This is a genomic window from Massilia genomosp. 1 (assembly GCF_011682185.1).
Classification (GTDB): Bacteria; Pseudomonadota; Gammaproteobacteria; order Burkholderiales; family Burkholderiaceae_D; genus Telluria_A; species Telluria_A rubra.
Genome location: NZ_WHJF01000031.1, coordinates 33,827 through 51,173, shown reverse-complemented (window position 1 = coordinate 51,173; position 17,347 = coordinate 33,827). Strand labels below are relative to the sequence as shown.

17 protein-coding genes are annotated in these 17,347 nt (G+C 65.8%); 4 read left to right on the top strand and 13 right to left on the bottom strand.

Annotation, left to right across the window (positions count from 1 at the left end; genetic code table 11):
• The first annotated feature begins 42 nt into the window (after nucleotides 1–42).
• Nucleotides 43–588, top strand: a complete 546-nt coding sequence (ppa, locus tag F1735_RS14105; RefSeq protein ID WP_166886100.1) for an inorganic diphosphatase — start codon at nucleotides 43–45, stop codon at nucleotides 586–588.
• Between the two features lie 85 nt (nucleotides 589–673).
• Here ppa and F1735_RS14100 read toward each other — a convergent pair whose 3' ends face one another.
• The 10 genes from F1735_RS14100 to F1735_RS14055 all read right to left on the bottom strand — a co-directional run bounded on the left by F1735_RS14100 (nucleotide 674) and on the right by F1735_RS14055 (nucleotide 11,597).
• Nucleotides 674–2,101, bottom strand: coding sequence for a PA domain-containing protein (locus F1735_RS14100; RefSeq protein WP_167237521.1), 1,428 nt, complete (start codon nucleotides 2,099–2,101; stop codon nucleotides 674–676).
• Nucleotides 2,091–2,471 carry a post-PEP-CTERM-1 domain-containing protein gene (locus F1735_RS14095; protein WP_167237520.1) on the bottom strand — a complete coding sequence of 127 codons (381 nt, stop codon included), beginning with the start codon at nucleotides 2,469–2,471 and terminating at the stop codon, nucleotides 2,091–2,093. Before F1735_RS14095 ends, F1735_RS14100 begins: the two co-directional genes overlap by 11 nt.
• A 22-nt stretch (nucleotides 2,472–2,493) precedes the next feature.
• Nucleotides 2,494–3,156 carry a choice-of-anchor J family PEP-CTERM protein gene (locus F1735_RS14090; protein WP_167237519.1) on the bottom strand — a complete coding sequence of 221 codons (663 nt, stop codon included), beginning with the start codon at nucleotides 3,154–3,156 and terminating at the stop codon, nucleotides 2,494–2,496.
• A 260-nt stretch (nucleotides 3,157–3,416) separates the two neighbouring features.
• On the bottom strand, nucleotides 3,417–4,499 hold the full coding sequence (locus tag F1735_RS14085; protein ID WP_167237518.1) for a branched-chain amino acid ABC transporter permease: 1,083 nt from the start codon (nucleotides 4,497–4,499) through the stop codon (nucleotides 3,417–3,419).
• Nucleotides 4,500–4,508: 9 nt separating this feature from the next.
• The gene (locus tag F1735_RS14080) at nucleotides 4,509–5,546 is read right to left on the bottom strand and encodes a branched-chain amino acid ABC transporter permease (RefSeq protein WP_373888523.1); all 1,038 of its coding nucleotides are present in this window, start codon (nucleotides 5,544–5,546) and stop codon (nucleotides 4,509–4,511) included.
• Between the two features lie 41 nt (nucleotides 5,547–5,587).
• Nucleotides 5,588–6,313: an ABC transporter ATP-binding protein gene (locus F1735_RS14075; protein WP_167237516.1), complete on the bottom strand. Its 726-nt coding sequence runs from the start codon at nucleotides 6,311–6,313 to the stop codon at nucleotides 5,588–5,590.
• Complete coding sequence (locus F1735_RS14070; RefSeq protein ID WP_167237515.1) at nucleotides 6,306–7,097, bottom strand: ABC transporter ATP-binding protein; 792 nt, start codon at nucleotides 7,095–7,097, stop codon at nucleotides 6,306–6,308. The genes F1735_RS14075 and F1735_RS14070 overlap by 8 nt, the downstream gene beginning before the upstream one ends.
• The gene (locus F1735_RS14065) at nucleotides 7,094–8,287 is read right to left on the bottom strand and encodes a substrate-binding domain-containing protein (protein ID WP_167237514.1); all 1,194 of its coding nucleotides are present in this window, start codon (nucleotides 8,285–8,287) and stop codon (nucleotides 7,094–7,096) included. Before F1735_RS14065 ends, F1735_RS14070 begins: the two co-directional genes overlap by 4 nt.
• A gap of 53 nt (nucleotides 8,288–8,340) precedes the next feature.
• Nucleotides 8,341–9,276 (bottom strand): alpha/beta fold hydrolase, encoded by a 936-nt coding sequence (locus tag F1735_RS14060; RefSeq protein ID WP_373888521.1) that lies wholly within the window; start codon nucleotides 9,274–9,276, stop codon nucleotides 8,341–8,343.
• A 14-nt stretch (nucleotides 9,277–9,290) separates the two neighbouring features.
• Nucleotides 9,291–11,597: a TonB-dependent receptor gene (locus F1735_RS14055; RefSeq protein WP_167237512.1), complete on the bottom strand. Its 2,307-nt coding sequence runs from the start codon at nucleotides 11,595–11,597 to the stop codon at nucleotides 9,291–9,293.
• Nucleotides 11,598–11,862: 265 nt separating this feature from the next.
• Here F1735_RS14055 and F1735_RS14050 point away from each other — a divergent pair, with 265 nt between their 5' ends.
• The 3 genes from F1735_RS14050 to F1735_RS14040 are packed head-to-tail and all read left to right on the top strand — an operon-like array spanning nucleotide 11,863 to nucleotide 13,405.
• On the top strand, nucleotides 11,863–12,777 hold the full coding sequence (locus F1735_RS14050) for a LysR family transcriptional regulator (RefSeq protein ID WP_167237511.1): 915 nt from the start codon (nucleotides 11,863–11,865) through the stop codon (nucleotides 12,775–12,777).
• 56 nt (nucleotides 12,778–12,833) lie between these two features.
• On the top strand, nucleotides 12,834–13,127 hold the full coding sequence (locus tag F1735_RS14045) for a CopG family ribbon-helix-helix protein (protein ID WP_187364242.1): 294 nt from the start codon (nucleotides 12,834–12,836) through the stop codon (nucleotides 13,125–13,127).
• Nucleotides 13,115–13,405: a type II toxin-antitoxin system RelE/ParE family toxin gene (locus F1735_RS14040; RefSeq protein ID WP_167237510.1), complete on the top strand. Its 291-nt coding sequence runs from the start codon at nucleotides 13,115–13,117 to the stop codon at nucleotides 13,403–13,405. Before F1735_RS14045 ends, F1735_RS14040 begins: the two co-directional genes overlap by 13 nt.
• A 208-nt stretch (nucleotides 13,406–13,613) precedes the next feature.
• On the opposite strand, the gene F1735_RS14035 is transcribed toward F1735_RS14040, so the two are convergent.
• The 3 genes from F1735_RS14035 to F1735_RS14025 all read right to left on the bottom strand — a co-directional run bounded on the left by F1735_RS14035 (nucleotide 13,614) and on the right by F1735_RS14025 (nucleotide 17,280).
• Nucleotides 13,614–16,481 (bottom strand): hypothetical protein, encoded by a 2,868-nt coding sequence (locus tag F1735_RS14035; protein ID WP_167237509.1) that lies wholly within the window; start codon nucleotides 16,479–16,481, stop codon nucleotides 13,614–13,616.
• Between the two features lie 128 nt (nucleotides 16,482–16,609).
• Nucleotides 16,610–16,831, bottom strand: a complete 222-nt coding sequence (locus F1735_RS14030; protein ID WP_167237508.1) for a helix-turn-helix transcriptional regulator — start codon at nucleotides 16,829–16,831, stop codon at nucleotides 16,610–16,612.
• Nucleotides 16,828–17,280, bottom strand: a complete 453-nt coding sequence (locus tag F1735_RS14025; RefSeq protein ID WP_167237507.1) for a hypothetical protein — start codon at nucleotides 17,278–17,280, stop codon at nucleotides 16,828–16,830. Before F1735_RS14025 ends, F1735_RS14030 begins: the two co-directional genes overlap by 4 nt.
• Nucleotides 17,281–17,347: the final 67 nt, after the last annotated feature.

The window sequence follows — 17,347 nt, the reverse complement described above, 5'->3', positions numbered from 1 at the left end:
TAATGTCGGCCACTGACCCCCTCCGCAATCTAAGGATATCCCATGAGTTTGAATAAAGTCTCCTCCGGCCGCGACGTGCCGAACGATTTCAACGTGATCATCGAAATCCCGATGAATGCCGATCCGATCAAGTACGAAGTGGACAAGGAATCGGGCGCGATTTTCGTCGACCGCTTCATGGGCACCGCCATGCACTACCCGTGCAACTACGGCTACGTGCCGAACACCATCGCCGATGACGGCGACCCGTGCGACGTGCTGGTCATCACCCCATTCCCGCTCATTCCTGGCGTCGTGGTCCGTTGCCGCGCCATCGGCGTGCTGAAAATGACCGACGAAGCCGGCGGCGACGCCAAAGTGCTGGCCGTTCCGGTCGACAAGATCTTGCCGATCTACAAGCACTGGCAGAAACCGGAAGACATGAATGAGCTGCGCCTGCAGCAGATCCAGCACTTCTTCGAGCACTACAAAGACCTGGAGCCAGGCAAGTGGGTCAAGATCGAAGGCTGGGGCGGTCCTGACGATGCCAAGGCGGAAATCATGAACGGCATCGCCGCCTACGATAAAGACAAAGCCGACAAGGCGTAAGCCAGCCACCGCCGCTGCCAGCGGCGGTATCAGACGGTCGACAACGCGCTCCCCAGGGAGCGCGTTGTGCGTTTACAGCGCCGTGTTACCAACCGATATCTTGCAACAAGGGATAGGTCAGGTCATGCGGCGGAACCACATCGTGCAGCAGGTCGGCGTTGATGGCCGGCTCCATCAGCTGGTTTGGCTTGGTATCGACCGAGTAGTGCGACACCGACGAGCCCGGCGAGTATTCTTCGGGACTGTACATGCGCACGCGCCGCACCGAGTCGGTGCCCGACAGTTTGTCGGGATCGACGCCCAGGCTGGCGATCACGCCGGACGAGGTGCGCGAGCGCCGGTACATGGCCGACTTGAGCTGCTCGCCGGTGGCCCTGTCGATGCGTACCGCCGGAATGCGCACGGCCGGGTCGCTGCCGCCGAGCGGGCTGGCCGGGTCGCCCGTGTTTTCCATCACCACCATGCCGCGCGCGCCCGCGTTCTGCACGATGCGCGCCTTGGTCACGAAGGGACAGGCGCCCCGGTCGACCAGGGCAATATTGCCCCGGACGGCCATGGCGTTGGCGGCGCTGAGCGGGGTGCAGGCCAGGCCGCTGCCGTTGGCCTGGTCGATCACCGGCATCAGCTCGCCCGTCACGGCGTTTTGCCCCAGTTGCGGGCCGAACGAGGCGTCGCCCATCGGGTGCTCGCCGCCGGCCGTGCCCGCCGCCATGCCGCTGATGAGCAGTTGGGGTTTGGACGCGAGGACGCGCGCGGCCGCCTTGTAGACGCGCTCGCCGTTCCAGGACAGGGTGGCGCCGCCGATGGCCGACAGGCGCCGTTCTTCATCCTTCATGTTGATCCAGGTTTTGTTGTTGCGGATGTCGACCAGGAAATGATCCCAGACCGATGGCGTGCCGAGGAAAAACTCGCCGGTGCTCTCGTCGGTGAAGTTCTGGAATCCCAGTCCATGCCCCATTTCGTGCAGCAAGACGGCGACCAGGTCGATCTGCTCGCCCGCCTTGCGGTCCAGCCCGAGGTAAAAGCCGGAACCGGGCAGGCAGTCGGGGAACAGCCCGAGGCGCGAATTGAAGCGCGCGCGGATGTGCGCCTGGCCCGGCGAGGCCATGTCATGGCCCGCCAGCTTGCTGGCCAGCGCACCCGGATACCAGGTGTTGGCCATGGGCGCCTTGGGGAAGTCGGAAAACACTTCGGTCGCGCCGGCCGAGCCGAGCACCGCGCCGTCGGCGTTGCATTCGAGCGGCTCGAAGGAGGCGGCCACCCTGATCGGCACCGGGCTGTTCAGGGTGCGCCCCCAGATGTCGGCCGCGTGCTGGAAGGCGATCAGGCGTTGCGCGCCGAGCGTGCGCCCGCTGTTGCCGCCGACCGGATCGAGCGGGGTGGGATCGTTGAAGCCGACGTTGGGCGCGTTGCCGTTGACGATGGTGATGGTGGTGGCGGCCTGCGCGCCGCCGAAGGCGCAGCAGGCGAGGGCGAGGGCGGCCTGCCGCAGGTGGGCGCGCTTATTGCTCATTCTGGTGCTCCCCGGCCGGCGTGGCGGCATCGTGATGGGCGCCATGCAGGGCGTCGCTTGCGCCTTCCACGCAGCGCTGGACCAGCTTGCCGTCCGGCGCGCGCGCGGCCACCGAATACACCACGCCGCGCTGGCCGAGCGGCGCGCTGCGGGTGCCGTCGGCGCGCACGCTGACCTGCGGCTGCGGGAGCGCAACCTGCGGCTGCGGCAGCTTGCCGCGCATGGCGCGCAGTTCGGCGGCGGTGGCCGGACGCAGTTGTCCGGTTTGCTTGTCGCGCACCACGGCCATGCCGGCGGATTGCTCTGCCGCCACGGCAGCCGTCGAGAGGACGGCCAGCGCGCAGCAGCTGATCAGGGTTTTACTCAACATATCGGGATTCTCCTGGATGAGGTCACATTAGCTGCCTGCGGCGAAGCAATACCAGACTGCCCAAGCCGGCCAGCAGCATCAGGTAGGCGCCCGGTTCGGGCACCGTAGTAACTATGACCGCGTCGAGGCCAATATAGTTCGCCGCCGAAGCGTCTCCGATGTAACGAAATGCGAATCGGCCCTGGCCGTTGTAGTCGACGCTGGAAATAACTTGCTGCCAGGCAGTGGGGTAGTCCGAGATGCCGCCCAGCACGCCGAGCACGGTGTCGAAACCGGCGGTGCCGCTGCCGTTGCCGGGGGAAAAGCGCACTTCGAGCGTGTCGCCGAAGCCGGAGGCGCTGGCCGAGCGCGTAAAAAACGCGAGCTCGCTGGGGCCGAGCAGGGTCACGACCGGCGTGATCAGCCAGTTGTCGATGCTGCCCATGCCGTTTTGCGCGCTCAGGAAATTGGCGGCGGCATACGACGACGCCGGGCCGGACGGGGCGGGGAAGATGCCCCCGTTGCCCTGCGACCAGGCCAGGCCCGGCGGCACGCTGTTGTTGATCAGTTGCCAGTTGCTGAGGGCGCCGACGTCGTTGAAGTTTTCGTTGAGGACGACGATCGGATCGGCGGCGTGCGAGACGGCGGGCAGCGCGGCGGCTACGGCGATGGCCGCCGTGGCAATCAGGTGTTGATGGAGTTTCATGGTCGTTCTTTCAGCAGTTGCCAGAAGGATGGCACTTCCACTCGCGCTGGCAGGCGCGAGGCCACGGTAGACTCATCATAGGAGTGGAGGTGGCGCCAGCATTGATGTGCGCTTAATGAACAGACGGGGTTTTCGGGCTGATCCGGGGTACTTCGATGAACAAGCGCGACGAAGCTTGATGGAGCGCGCAGGGAGACGAAAAAGAGGGACAAAAAAAGCGTCCCTGCCAGCCCAGGGACGCCAAGGAGAGAGCGGGACGATCAGTTGGCGGCGGTTCGCGCGGCAATCTTTCGCAAGCGCAGTTTGCCGACGATGCCGATCGGGAAAAAGTAGATCGACAGCACGAACAGCACGCCGAGCCACAGCATCCAGCGGTCCGGATGCAGGGCCTGGGCCAGCAGCGGCACGCCCTCGAGCGCGGCCGAGCCTTGCGCCATCAGCGCCTTGAGGTAGTTCTGGGCCAGGATGAACAGGGTGGCGCCGACCACCGCGCCGTACATGGTGCCCATGCCGCCGATGACGACGATCAGCAGGATGTCGGTCATGACTTCGAAGCCGAGCATGGTTTTGGGGCCGACGTAACGCAGCCACAGGGCCATCAGCGCGCCGGCCAGGGCCGCCACCAGGGCCGCCAGCACATTCGCCCAGATCCGGTACAGCACGGTGCGGTAGCCGAGCGCCTCGGCGCGGAACTCGTTCTCGCGGATCGCTTGCAGCACCCGCCCGAACGGCGAGTTGACCACGCGCAGCAGGAACAGGAACAGCAGCAGGCAACCGCCGAACACGATGTAGTACGTGATCAGCTTGCCGTCGATGGCGCGCCCGAACAGCTCGGCCTCGAACAGGCGAAAGCCCGGCGTGAGCCATTCCGGCACGCCGAAGGTCTTGCCGTCTTCGCCGCCGGTCAGGTCGGACAGTTGCGAGGCCAGCACGGCGAACGAGGCCGCCACCGCCAGGGTGATCATGGCGTAGAAAATGGCGCGCACGCGCAGCGCGAACAGGCCCACCACCAGGGCCAGCGCCAGGGTCAGCAAGAGGGCCAGCGCGACCCCGCCCAGCAGCGCGCCCCAGCCCGGCTCGCCGTGCGACAGTCCCAGCCCGACGCCGTAGGCGCCGATGCCGAAGAACATGGTGTGGGCGAAGGACACGATCCCGGTGTAACCGAGCAGCAAGTCGTAGGAAGCCACCAGCACGATGTAGACGCAGATGGTGGCGGCGGTGTTGAGGGGGCGCGCGCCGCTGGTGATGAAGGGCGCCAGCGCCAGCCCCAGCAGGATCAGCAGCAGGGTGGCGGACAAGGCCCGGCTGCGCGGCAAGTCGCCCGAGAGCAATTGATTGAGCATCGTGTGTCCTTAGCGGCGCAGTGTGGAATACAGGCCGGCCGGGCGCCACAGCAGGATGGCGATCATCAGGGCGATGTTCGACACCAGCGCGAACTTGGGCAGCAGGAAGCCGGCATAGTTGGCCACCAGGGCCATCAGGAGCGCGCCGATGAAGCAGCCGCCGACCGAGCCGAGCCCGCCGATGATGACGACGATAAAGATCATCACCATCATGTCGCCGCCCATGGCCGCGTTCAGGGTTTCCTTGTACAAGCCCCACAGCACGCCGCCCAGGCCGGCCAGCGCCGAGCCGGCGGCGAACACGGCCACGAACAGGCGGCGGATGCGGTAGCCGAGGGCTTCGACCATCTCGCGGTTGTCGACCCCGGCGCGGATCAAGAGGCCGATCTTGGTGCGGTTGAGCACCAGGAACATGGCGACGAACACCACCAGCCCGATCACGACCGCCACCAGGCGGTATTTTTCGACCGCCGCGTCGCCCAGCAGCAGCGCGCCGCGCAGGCTGGCCGGCAGCGGCAGGGGAATCTGCTCGGCGCCCCAGATCACGCCGATCAGTTGCTCGGCCACGATCATGCCGCCCATGGTGATCAGGATCTGCTTGAGATGCTGGCCGTACACGGGTGCGATGATGATGCGCTCGAAGGCCCAGCCGAGCAGCGCGGTGGCCAGCATGGCGAGCGCGATCGCCAGCCCGAGTACGCCCAGGTTGAGCGCCAGGGAATCGATCTCAAGCCAGTCGCGCATGGGAATGAGGACCATGGTGGCGGCGTAGGCGCCGACCGAGACGAAGGCGCCATGGCCGAAGTTGAGCACGTCCATCAGCCCGAACACGAGCGTCAGGCCGCTGGCCATGATGAAGATCATCATGCCCATCGCCAGGCCGGCGATGGTCAGGGTGACCCAGGTGGGAAAGCTGCCCACCAGCGGCAGGGTGAACAGGATCAGCGCCGGCACCAGCAGCAGCGGCGCCAGGTCGCGCTTGGCTGCCGGCAAGGGCGTGTCGTTCGATGCGGGCGGCGCGGCCGGCAGCGCCGTGGCCGCGCTCACTGGAGGCGATTGGGTGGTCACGTGGGTGGTCTCCGGGTTCATTATTGATGTGCGCTCAGTGACAGCCCGAGCAGGCGTTGCTGCAAGCTGTCGTCCTCGACCAGCGCGCGCATGGCGCCGGCGTGGACCACCTTGCCGTCGTCCATCACCGAGACCGTGTCGCCCAGGTGCTTGACGACGCTGAAGTTTTGCTCGACCAGCAAGACGGTGGTGTCGGTTTGCTTCAGTTCGGCGAAGGCGGCGATCAGGCTCTGGATGATGGCCGGGGCCAGGCCCTTGGTCGGCTCGTCGATCAGCAGCAGCTTGCGCGGTTCGACCATGGCGCGCGCGATCGCCACCATCTGTTTTTGCCCGCCAGACAAATTGCCGGCCGGGTAGTGCCAGAATTTGCGCAAGGCGGGAAAGAAGCCGAAGATCCATTCCACGCGCGCTTCCTGGAGCGGCCCGTTGCGCGCGGCCAGGTACAGGTTTTCGCGCACGGTCAGCTCGGAAAACACGGCCATCGATTCGGGCACGTAGGCAATGCCGAGCTGGGCGATGTCGGGCGTGGACAGGGCCGCGATGTCGCGCCCCTCGAAACGCACCGTGCCGGCGGACGCTTTCCATAGCCCCATGATGGTGCGCAGGGTGGTGGTCTTGCCGGCCCCGTTGCGGCCCAGCAGCACCGACAGGCCGCCGCGCGGCACCGTCAGCTCGACCCCTTGCAGGATGTGGTACTCGCCGATGTGGGTGTGGACGGCGCTCAGTTGCAGGATCGGATCATGCATGCTCGGGCGTCCCCTCGGGCGTGCCCAGATAGGCTTCCTGGACGATGGCCGAGGCCATCACCTCGGCCGGATTGCCGTCGGCCACCAGGGCGCCGTTGTGCAGCACGATGATGCGGTCGGCCAGCGAGCGCACCACCTCCATCTTGTGTTCGACCAGCAAAATGGTCTTGTTGCGTTCGGCCTTGACCTGGTGGATCAGGTCGAGCACGACCGGCACTTCGTCCACGCTCATGCCGGCGGTCGGCTCGTCGAACATCATCACGCCCGGCTCCAGGGCCAGCAGGATCGCCACTTCCAGCTTGCGCTTGTCGCCGTGCGACAGGGCGGCCACGCGGGTGTCGCGGCGGGCGGCCATGGCGATGCGTTCGAGGTAATAGTCGGCGCGCACGATCAGGTCCTGGTGGCTGGACCAGCGCGTCAGCATCGAGCGCAGGCCGAGGCCGGCGCCGGAGCGGCTTTGCACCGCCAGGCGCACGTTTTCGGCCACCGTCAGGTGGGGGAACAGGTTGGTCAGCTGAAAGGCGCGCCCGATACCGAGCGCCGTGCGCCTGGCGGCGCCGAAGCGGGTGATGTCGGCGCCGTCGAGCAGGACCGTGCCCGAGGTGGCCGGCAACTGGCCCGACATCAGGTTGAAGTAGGTGGTCTTGCCGGCGCCGTTGGGGCCGACGATCACGGTCAGGGTGCCGGGATAGAAATCGGCGCTGACCCGGTCGACCGCCAGGTGCCCGCCGAAGCGGATGCTCAGTTCGCGCGTCGACAGCGACGGCATGGCCGCCGGCGTCATCGCTTGTTCCTCAGCGGGAGCGGCAGCTCGCTGGCCGGGATCTCGCGCACCAGTTCCAGCAAGTCCCACTCGTTCTTCTGGTCTTTCTTGATCTTGAAGTGGTACATCGATTGCAAGGCCTGGTGGTCTTCCTTGCGGAAGCTCATCTTGCCCTTGGGCGTGTCGAACTCCATGCCCTCCATGGCCGCGATCAGCTTTTCGGTGTCGCCCGAGTTCGCTTTGGTCAAGGCCGTGACGACCGCGCTGGCGGCCGCAAAGCCGCCGGCGGTAAACATGTCGGGCGGGCCCTTGTGGCGCTTGCTGTGCTCGGCCACGAACCAGTCGTTCATCTTGTTCTGCGGGAAGCCGTGATAATAATAGATGGTGCCCTGGGTGCCGGCGAAGTTCTTCCAGGTTTTCATGACCGGCAAGATGTTCCCACCGGGCGAGAGGATGATGCCGTAGCGCTCGGGCTTCATGTCGGCCAGCTTGTTCATCGGATTCGGGCCGGCCCAGACAATTTGCAGCACGCGCGGCTCGGGCTTGTTTTTCAGGGCGTCGAAGATGCGCTGGGCTGGCGCCGTGAAGTCGCTGGTGCTTTGCGGCGCATATTGCTCATGCACCACCTGGGCCTTGCTGCCGGTGGCGGCCAGCGCTTCGCGGCCGGCCTTGACCGCATCCTTGCCGAAGGCGTAATCCTGGGCCAGGAAGGCCACGCTGCCGGCCTTGAGCGTGCTGGCGGCGGCCAGCGCATCCTGCATCGAACTGCGCGCGGTGCGGAAGATGTAGCGGTTCCATTTGTCGCCGGTGATGGCGTCGGCCACGGCCGGCTCGATGATCAGGACCTTCTTGTACTCCTGCGCCACCGGCAGCATGGCGATGGCCGAGCCGGACGAGGTGGTGCCGACCGCAATGTCGGCCTTGTCGTCGCCGTAGGCTTCGGCCAGCAGGGTGCGGCCCAGGTCGGGTTTACTCTGGTCATCCTTGACGATCACCTTCAGCTTGCGGCCGTTGATTTCCATCTTGCCGCCGGTGAGGTATTCGAGGCCCATCATGAAGCCGGTTTCGGTTTCCTTGGCGTACGATTCAAGTATCCCGGTCTTGCCCGCGATGAGGGCGATTTTCAGGTCGGCCGCGGCCAGCGCGGACGTTGCCAGGGTGCTCGCGAGGGTGGCCAGGACGGCCGCTGCCAGGGTGTTCGGTTTGTACATCGTGTCTCCTCTTGGGATGGCTGTCTTGTTTTATATGGTGGGCTTGATGCGGGTCAGTCGACCTGCGCCAGGAAGCGTTCGATCGCCTGCCGCGCCGGCGCCTCGGTCAGCATCGGCGCGTGGCCCACGCCGGGCACCTCGGCGTATTGCATGGCTGGCGCGGCGCGCTGCATGTAGCTGGCCTGTTCCGGCTCGACCAGGTCGGACAGGCTGCCGCGCACCAGCAAGGTGGGGCGGTTGCGCGCCAGGCGCCGGAACGCCAGGCGCGCGGTCCACGACGACGGCTTGAGCTTGCCGTTTTGCAGGGGCAGGGCGATGTTCGGGTCGTAGCGCAGCACCAGGTGGCCGGCATCGTTTTCGGAAAAAGCGCGGCGCGCCCACTTGTTCCATTCGCTCATGTCGTTCGATGGAAAGGCCGGCTGGTTGATGTCGCGCATGTACTCGGCCGCCTGTTCCCAACTGAGCATGGTGGCGCCCTTGCCGGCGTAGGTGGCAATGCGCGACAAGCCTTTTTGCGAGATCACCGGGCCGACATCGTTGAGGATGGCGGCGGCGATCAGTTTCAGGCGCCGCAGCGCCAGCGTCATGGTGATGATGCCGCCCATCGAGGTGCCGACGAACACGGCGCGCTCGATGCCCAGGTCGTGCGCCAGCTTGATCACGTCGCCGGCGTAGACGATCGGGTTGTAGTGGGCCGGGTCGGGGTCGCGCGCGGACTGGCCGCGCCCGCGCACGTCGAGCGCCAGCACGCGCCGCCCGAGGCTGGCGATCCACGGCGCCAGCTCGTCGAAGTCGCCCGAGTTGCGCGTGAGCCCGTGGATGCAGATCACGGGCAGGCGCGCGCGAGCGCCGTGGCCCGGGTAGTCGCGCGCGTACAGGGTCAGGCCGTCGTCGCTGAGGTAGCTGACGTCCTGGAATGGCCGGGCCCCGGGCGCTTCGTTGGCGGCCGGGGGGAAGTGGGCGGCGTGGACGCCATCGTGTTCATGCACCTGGACTCCCATGCTCAGAACCGGTATTCGAACGTGGCCGAGACGGTGCGCGGGGCGCCGTAAAAGGCCGTCAGCACGCCCTCCTTGCCGAGGTTGGGGAAGACGTAACCGCCGGTGCGATAGCGCTTGTCGCCCAGGTTCTTGCCGTGCAGGCCGGCGCGGATCCTGTTGTCGCTGCTGGTCCAGGTCAGGCTCAGGTCGTACAGGGTATAGGCTGGCTGGTCGAGCACCGAGACGTATTCGAACTGGCTGGTGTCGTCCTTGTAGGCGGCGCTGGCGCTGATGCTGGCGCTGCCGCCGCGCCCCATCAGCGGCAGGGCAAGGTCGTAGGTGGCGCGCAGGTTGGCCGAGTTCTTCGGCGTGTTCTGGAAGTAGCGCTCGCCGGCCACGTTGACCAGGGCCGGCACCCCGCCGACCAGTTGCGAGGTCAGGAACTGGGTGTATTCGGCGTTGATGTGGCTATACATCCCGGTCACGCTCAGGGCGTCGCTCAATTTTGCGCTGGCCTCGATTTCGGCGCCGCGGATCTTGGCCTTGCCGGCGTTGGTGGTCACCCCGGCGAAACTGTCGGGGCGGCCGTCGTTGTTGGTGTCGACCTCCACCGAGCCGGGAATCTGGACATCCTTGTATTTGCTGTCGAACAGGGCGATGTTGGTCAGGATGCGCTTGTTGTTGTACGACGATTTGAGGCCCAGCTCCAGGGTGTCGATGGTTTCCGGCAGGTAGCCGGCGCGCGCGGTGGCAGCGCTGATTTTGGTGCCGGCCACATTCATGCGCGGGTCGAAGCCGCCGCCCTTGAAGCCGCGCGCCCAGCTGGCGTAAATGTTCTGGTTGGCGGCAGCCTTGTAGGCCATGCCGACTTTCGGGGTGAACTTCTTGTCTTCGCGTTTCAGCTCGCCATGGGTGAAGTCGGTGTCGGTGCGGAACAGTACGGCGTCCGGCTTGCCCAGCGCCGGCGAGCCATTCAGGCCCAGGTAGATCTGGCGCAGGATGGTCGCGTCGCGCTTGTCGACCGTGTAGCGCCCGCCCAGCGAGAAACTCAGCGCATCGTTGACTTTATAGTTGGCGTCGGCGAAGGCGGCCCAGGCCTTGGTGTCGATATCGCCCAAGGTGTAGGTGGAGCTGGGGAAGGCGCCGGCCAGGACGGTGTCGAAGACGTTGAAGGCGTTGGCGTCGATGTAATATACGCCGGCCACGCCCTGGACCTTGTCGCCGGTGTAGGTAAACTGGAATTCCTGGCTGAACTGCTTGTTCTTGTACAGCGCGGGCACTTCGAAGTCGACCACCGACAGCGAGTCGAAATCGATCGGCGCGTACGACTTGTCGCGGCGCGAGGCGGTGACCGACTTGACGCTCAGTTGCGGGTTGATGGTGTATTCCAGCAGCGCCGACCAGCCGTGGGCGCTGACCTCCTGCTCGTGCCCGAGCGCGCGGTTCAGGTTGGCGCGCGTGTCGTACACGTTCTCCAGGATGGGCGCGCCGCTGGTGCGTCCGACCGTGACGCGGTGGCCGTTGCGCGGGCTCGAATCGTCCTGCGTGGCATCGCCCGCCAGGCGGATGAACAGCTGCGGCGTGGGCGTGAATTCGGCCGACAGGCGGCCGGCGCTCATGTCCTTGTCGTAGTTGTGGGCGCCGGTGAACAGGTTGCGCCCGTAACCGTCGCGCTTGAAGCGGGCCACCGAGCCGCCCACGCGCACCGTCTCCGACAAGGGCGTGCTGGCCGTGAGCACCGCTTCGCGCTGGCTGTAGTCGCCCAGGGTGAGGCGCCCGCGAATGTCGGTTTTCGAGCCGAGTTTGCGCGTAACGTACTTGACCGCGCCGCCGATGGTGTTGCGGCCATACAAGGTACCTTGCGGGCCGCGCAGCACTTCGATGCGCTCGACGTCGTAGATGTCGGTCACGGCCGCTTGCGGGCGGGCCAGGTAGATATCGTCGAGGTAGATGCCGACGCCGGCTTCGAAGCCTGCCAGCGGGTCTTGCTGGCCGACCCCGCGGATAAAGGCGGTCAGGGTCGAATTGGTGGCGCGCGAGGCCTTGAGGGTGGTGTTCGGAATCGACAGGGCGAGGGCGGTGATGTCGGGCGTGCCCTGCTTGGAGAGCTGGTCGCCGCCGAAGGCGGTGACCGAGACCGGCACGTCCTGCAGGTTTTCGGGGCGGCGCCGCGCGCTGACGGTGACCACGCCGGCGTCCTGGATGGTCTCGGCGGCGGGAGCGCCCGACTCGGTTTGCGCCTGTGCCGGGCCGATCGCGCCGCCGGACAGGGCCAGCACGGCGCAGGCAATGCGATGTAAGGGAAAGTATCGAACGGTGGTCAAACGCATGATGTTGTCTCCTGAGATTTTTTGGACAATGCGGTAAGCCGGAAGCGAAGCCTTGCAGTGTGCCCCGATTCGAATTTGCGCGAAAGATAACGAAACGCCCAAGCACTGTGCAAAAATGCACAGTGGTGGTTTTTACAACTTATCGTTGTTGCACGAGCAGGTTCCGGCGCGAGTTTGCGTTTTATCAATACACAAAAATCAAAAGATTGCGTGTGCGGTGTGCGCTGGTGCACAATATTCCGCGTGAATATCCGACATTGATCAGATGAATACCTTGCCTGAATGGACAGACCTGCGATTCTTCCTGGAGCTGGCGCGCGCCGGTACCTTGTCGGGTGCGTCGCGCCGGCTGGCGGTCGAACATACGACCGTGGCGCGCCGCATCGACCGGCTTGAAATCCAGCTCGGCACCACCTTGTTCGACCGCAGCCGCGAGGGCTACGAGCTGACCGAATTGGGCCAGGCCCTGCTGCCGCACGCCGAAGCGATGGAGAGCGCGGCGCTGGCGGCCACCGAGCAGTTGGGCGGCACCGAAGTGGCGGCGCACGGCGTGGTGCGGCTCGGCGTGCCGGAAGTGTTCGGGGTGCGGGTGGTGGCGCCGCTGCTGGTCGGGCTGCTGCAGACCCACCCCGACCTGAGCATCGACCTGCTGGTGCTGCCGCGCTTTGCCAACCTGGCCAACCGCGAGGCGGACCTGGGCGTGATGCTCGATCCGCCCAGCACCGGGCGCTACATGATCACGCGGCTGGCGTCGTTCCGTTTCTATTTGTACGCATCGCCCGAATATCTGGCGCGCCATCCGCCGATCCGCGAGCATGCCGACCTGGCGCGCCACGACTTTGTCGACTATGTGCAGGACCGGCTGGCCAGCCGCGAACTCAGTTATCTCAACGAATTGGGGTTCACGCCACGGCGCAGGCTGTGCTGCACCGGGATGACCGCGCAGGTCGAGGCGGCGGCGCTGGGGATGGGGCTGATCATGGCGCCGCCGTACGCGGTGCCGGACGACGGCCGGCTGGTGCCGGTGCTCGACCAGTTTTTCGCCGAGCGCTCGTTCTGGCTGGCCGCGCCGACCGATTTGTACCGCTTGCAGCGGGTCCGGGCAGTGTGGAATTTACTGCGGGAATATTCGGACCGGCAGCCGTCCTTGTTTGTGCATGGGCGGGAGGAGCGGCGCTGACTCGTCGGCAAAAAAGTATGATAAGGTAATACCTATGACTAACTGACGGGAACTGCATGATGACTGCCACTATTGTCCGCCCCATGTCGGTCAAGCTGGACGCGGACACGCGCGCCCGGCTTGAACGCCTGGCAGAGTCGCGTCGCCGAACCCCTCACTGGATGCTGCGCGAGGCCATCGTGCAGTACGTCGTGCGCGAGGAAAAGCGTGAAACTTTTCGCCAGGATACACTCAAGGCGTGGGAGGAGTATCAAGCCACCGGGCTGCATGTCACGGCCGATGAAGCCGATGCGTGGCTGCAGAATCTCGAAGAAGGAAACGACATCGAGCCGCCTGAATGTCACGTCTGATCTGGTCGCCGCGCGCGTTGCGCGACATGCAGCGCGTCTATCGCTTTTTGGCGAGCAAGAATCCCGACGCCGCGAAGCGCGCTGTCCGAGCCATAAGACAAGGGGTAAAGGTATTGGGACATCAACCGCACGTTGGCCGGCCTGCGCAGGACATGGTGGAGGCATACCGGGAATGGGAGATCGACTTCGGCGACAGCGGGTATGTTGTGCGCTACCAGCTCAGGCCCGATAGCGTGGTCATCCTGGCACTGCGTCACCAGAAGGAAGCCGGAGACTGACGGAAGTCGATGGTCCTGCTCCGGGCTGTGCGCGTTCGACACTGCCCCCAATGAACAAGGCCAGGTGTCCCCGGCCTTGCTTGTTATTGCCTGACGCGACAGGCGTTTAGTCGTCCCGCCAGGTTTCTCGATCATCCACAGGCAGCGAAGCGAACCTGGGTCCCCGCCGAAGCCCATCTTGGCGCGGGGGTGATGGGACGTCAGTGGATTACGCCTCCGGATTATCGTCAATCAGCAGCGGCGGCACCAGGATGGTCGGGGCCTGGTCGGCCGGCTGCGCCAGCTTCGGAAACGCGATGTCGGTACCGTCGTCGAGCACCGTCAGCATCGTCGGCACCCGATAGGTCCAGGCCGCGCCTTCCGCCGCCCCTTCCATCGGCGTGCTGGCGTTGAGCAGCTGCACTTCGCGGTTCAGGTCGGCCAGTGCGCGGTCGGCCGGCACCACGGCGATGTCGGCCACGATCCCGGTCTGCAGGTACAGCGCGGCCGCATCCTCATACCCCCTGCGCACCGGCAGGATCACCGACGCAAATCCGGCGTTGAGGAAGGCTGTGAACACGCTGTCGCCCTGTTGCTCGAAGCGCGCAGCGGCCCACTGCTGCGCCCCCTCGCTCCAGAAGTACGGGAAGAAGCTGTAGGTCACCTGATCCCATTCGAAGGCGTACTCGAAGAAGCGCACTTCGCGCGCGGCCTGCTCGAGCCGCTCCGGCGCGATGGCCGGCGCGCTGCCGGTCACGATGGGCGAGGCCGGTGCCCCCTGGCCGCTGCCGCTGCGCACGATTTCGAGCACCGCGCGTTTGAGCTCGGTGCGTTCGATGGTGCGCATCTGTTCTTCGTCCAGCGCCGCATACGGGCCGTTTTCTTCCGTGCGCGCCGCGAGCAGGGCGCGGTGCTGTTTCAGGTCGCTCTCGTACTGGTCCATGATGATCTGGTGGCATTCCAGCTGCCATTTTTCGACCGTCACTTTGGTGCGCCCCCAGACCAGGTAGAAATTGACCGTGAACTGGTCGAGCTGGCCCCAGCCGCTGGCGTTGTAGCTGACCGCGCCGCTGTTGGTGCCGATGGCCTGGGCCGCAATCGGCGTGGCGCCGGCCGGGCTGCTCGAAAACAGCCTGGTGCCGACGCTGGCGCTGATGCCGGACTGCTTGTCTACCCCGTACCACGTCATCGACACGCCGGCCGCCGCCGCCGCATAGCCCTGTTCCAGCGCGCGCGGCGAGTTGAACATGCCGCTCAGGGTCGTCGTTGCGCCGCCGCCGCCCGGATAGCTCAGGCTGGCGTATTCGGTGATGGCGGCCGTCGGTGGCGGCGGCAAGGTCACGTTGAAGCGTTCGGCGATGGCCAGCCAGGTGGCGTCGGTGATCTCGGCGGGGCGCACGATCGGCTTGACCGGGGCCGGGCCGGCATGCCCGCCGAAGCCGGGTTGCTGGGCCAGCAGGTGGCGGAACATGGCCGCCGGCGCCGGCACCATCACCTCATACATGGCGCGCGCCCCATAGGTGAACACTTGCGCCTGATACACCTTGTCGACCCAGCGATACTGGGCGCGGATGGTGGCCGCCGGCGCGCTGTGGCGCACCACGTCGCTTTCGTACACTTCGGCGCTGCGGGTGCGCAAGCGCTGGCGTCCGACCCGCTCGCGCACCAGGGCGACGGCGCGCTCGACGATCTCGCGCGACTGGCGCAGGTCGGCGCCGCGCGACTGCTCGCCGCCGTTCGAGTTGTTCATGAAGGTCGAGGCCTGCGCGTTGACGGTGCCGTAGTTGGAGGTCAGGTTGATGCTGGCGTTGCGGTCTTGCTGCTTGCGCGCGGTCTGGAAGGCGTTCTGGCCCATTTCGAAACGCTCGAATCCGCTTTCTTCTTGCGAGACTTCGGCGTCGGCTTCGTCGTATTTGCCTTCGCTTTCGTCGGCGCGGCTCAGGCGCGAGCGGAAGTGTTCGTGCTCTTCACCTTGCAGGATGTTATGGATGTTGGCCAGCTCGCCTTTTTCGTAGCCCACCAGCACCTGGCGCACCACGCGCAGGTCGGCCACGCCGACCGGACGAATGCCGAACTTCATGCCGGCGGGGGGGGCCGGCTTGGACACCGGTGCGCCGGGAATGAGCCTGGCCAGGTCGGGATTGTCGGCCAGGACGGCTGCGGCGGCCGGGCCGGTGGCGGGCATGGCGGCGGCCGTGGCAACGCCGTCCGCAATGCGATGGCGCACCTCGTCGAGCAGGTCGAAGGTACACTGCTTGGTGGTGGGCACCCTGGCGTCGGCCAGCTCCTGCATCAGGTTGGCGTTGTCGGCGCGGAATTGCTCGTCGATATCAGCGGCGGGCTGGGTGAGGAAAACTTTTTGCAATTCCGACGGGTCGCCGCTGCCGGGCATGCCGGGCGTGCCGGGCGCGTGGGTGCCGCCGGCCGCCATCTGGTCGAGCGCGGCGACGAGGCGCCGTTCCAGCTGGACCAGGGTGTCGATCTGCTTGAGCAGGTCGGCGAGGATCTTGTCCTGTTCGCCGGCGTCGTCGCCGGCCGCGCTTTGCCGGGCGCTTTGCTGCTCACGGCGCAGGCGCATCTGTTCTTCGAACGCGGCCGGCAGGGCGAGGTTGGGATTGAGCGCCGCTTGCACCGATTCCGGCGCCAGGGCGGCCTGGTCGCCGGCCAGGAGTTTTTGCAGCAGGGTGACCTGGCCCAGCAACTGCCGGGCACGCTGCAACTGGGCGCTGCTGGCTTTGCCGGAGGCGATCCCTTGCAGGTAATATTGCCAGAGCGCGGTTTGCAAGGCGGGGACGTCGCCCACCACGTTTTGGGCGATCGGGAACAGGGTCTCGGCGACCAGGGTCAGCTGGCTCTGGCGTGCGGCCTCCAGGTCGGCCGCGATGGCTTCCGGCGTGCGCTTGACCAGCTCGCTCCAGTGCTTGGCCAGGATGTCCAGCTCAGCGGTGAAATCGAGCTCGGCGGCGGTGGCGATCCACGCGGCGACCTGCGATTGGTCCGGCAGTTCGAGCAGTCCCGCTGGCGCCGGCGTCGGGTTGGGCGCCCTGGTTGTGGCGAAGCGAAACAGTTCCTCGGCATTGGCGGTAGCTTGCGTCATGATATCTCCCGGTGATGAAGGTGAAGGGTCATCATCGTCCGGGACGGCGCGCCGGAGTTCCGCCTGCATCAGTGTTAAAACCGACCTGGCTCAACTCGCGGACTGTTTGGAATGTCGCGATGCAAGTGTTATGGGTTTTCCGCTTCCAGCTGGAACAAGGTTTCGACCGGTACATTAAAAGTGGCCGCCAGTTTCAATGCGAGCACCACCGATGGCACCATGTTGCCGGTTTCGATGGCGTTGATGCTCTTGCGGCTGACGTTGATGCGCTCGGCCAGTCCAGCCTGGGTAAGCTCGTGCATGGCGCGCCGGACCTTGAGGGTGTTGCGCAGTACGGGGGCGTCGCTCATGCTTCGGCGCGTCCCAGGTACAGGAACGCGCCAAGGAAAGCGAGGGCGCCGGCGAGCATGCTCAGGCAGGCCATGTGCAGCGTTGTCTGTTGCCCAAGTGTGAAGGCGAGCGGGAGTTGAACCAGCAGCACAACGACAAAGCCAACGCGCACGGCACGGGCGATGCTTTGCTGCCTGAATTCGTCCTGGAACAGCGCATTCCACAGCGATTTGCGCGCGCCGTTGCCGCCTGGGTGATGCTGCTTATGCCGAACCCATGCGCAGAACAGGATGATCGCCAGCGGCACCATCGGCGCGGACCGATCCAGGCGTTCGCTCCATGCGCCGAGCGCGCCGAAGGTCGACGCCAGCACGAGCGCGGTCACGAGCAGCAAGGCGGCAAACATCACTGTCAGCACGCTGCGGCCTTGTCGTGCGCAGTCGTCGATGGTCGGGTTGGTGGCGTGCATGTTTGGCTCCGGATATGGGTTTGCATGAATGAAATGTACCATGAGTCGGACAAAAAGTAAGCTATGA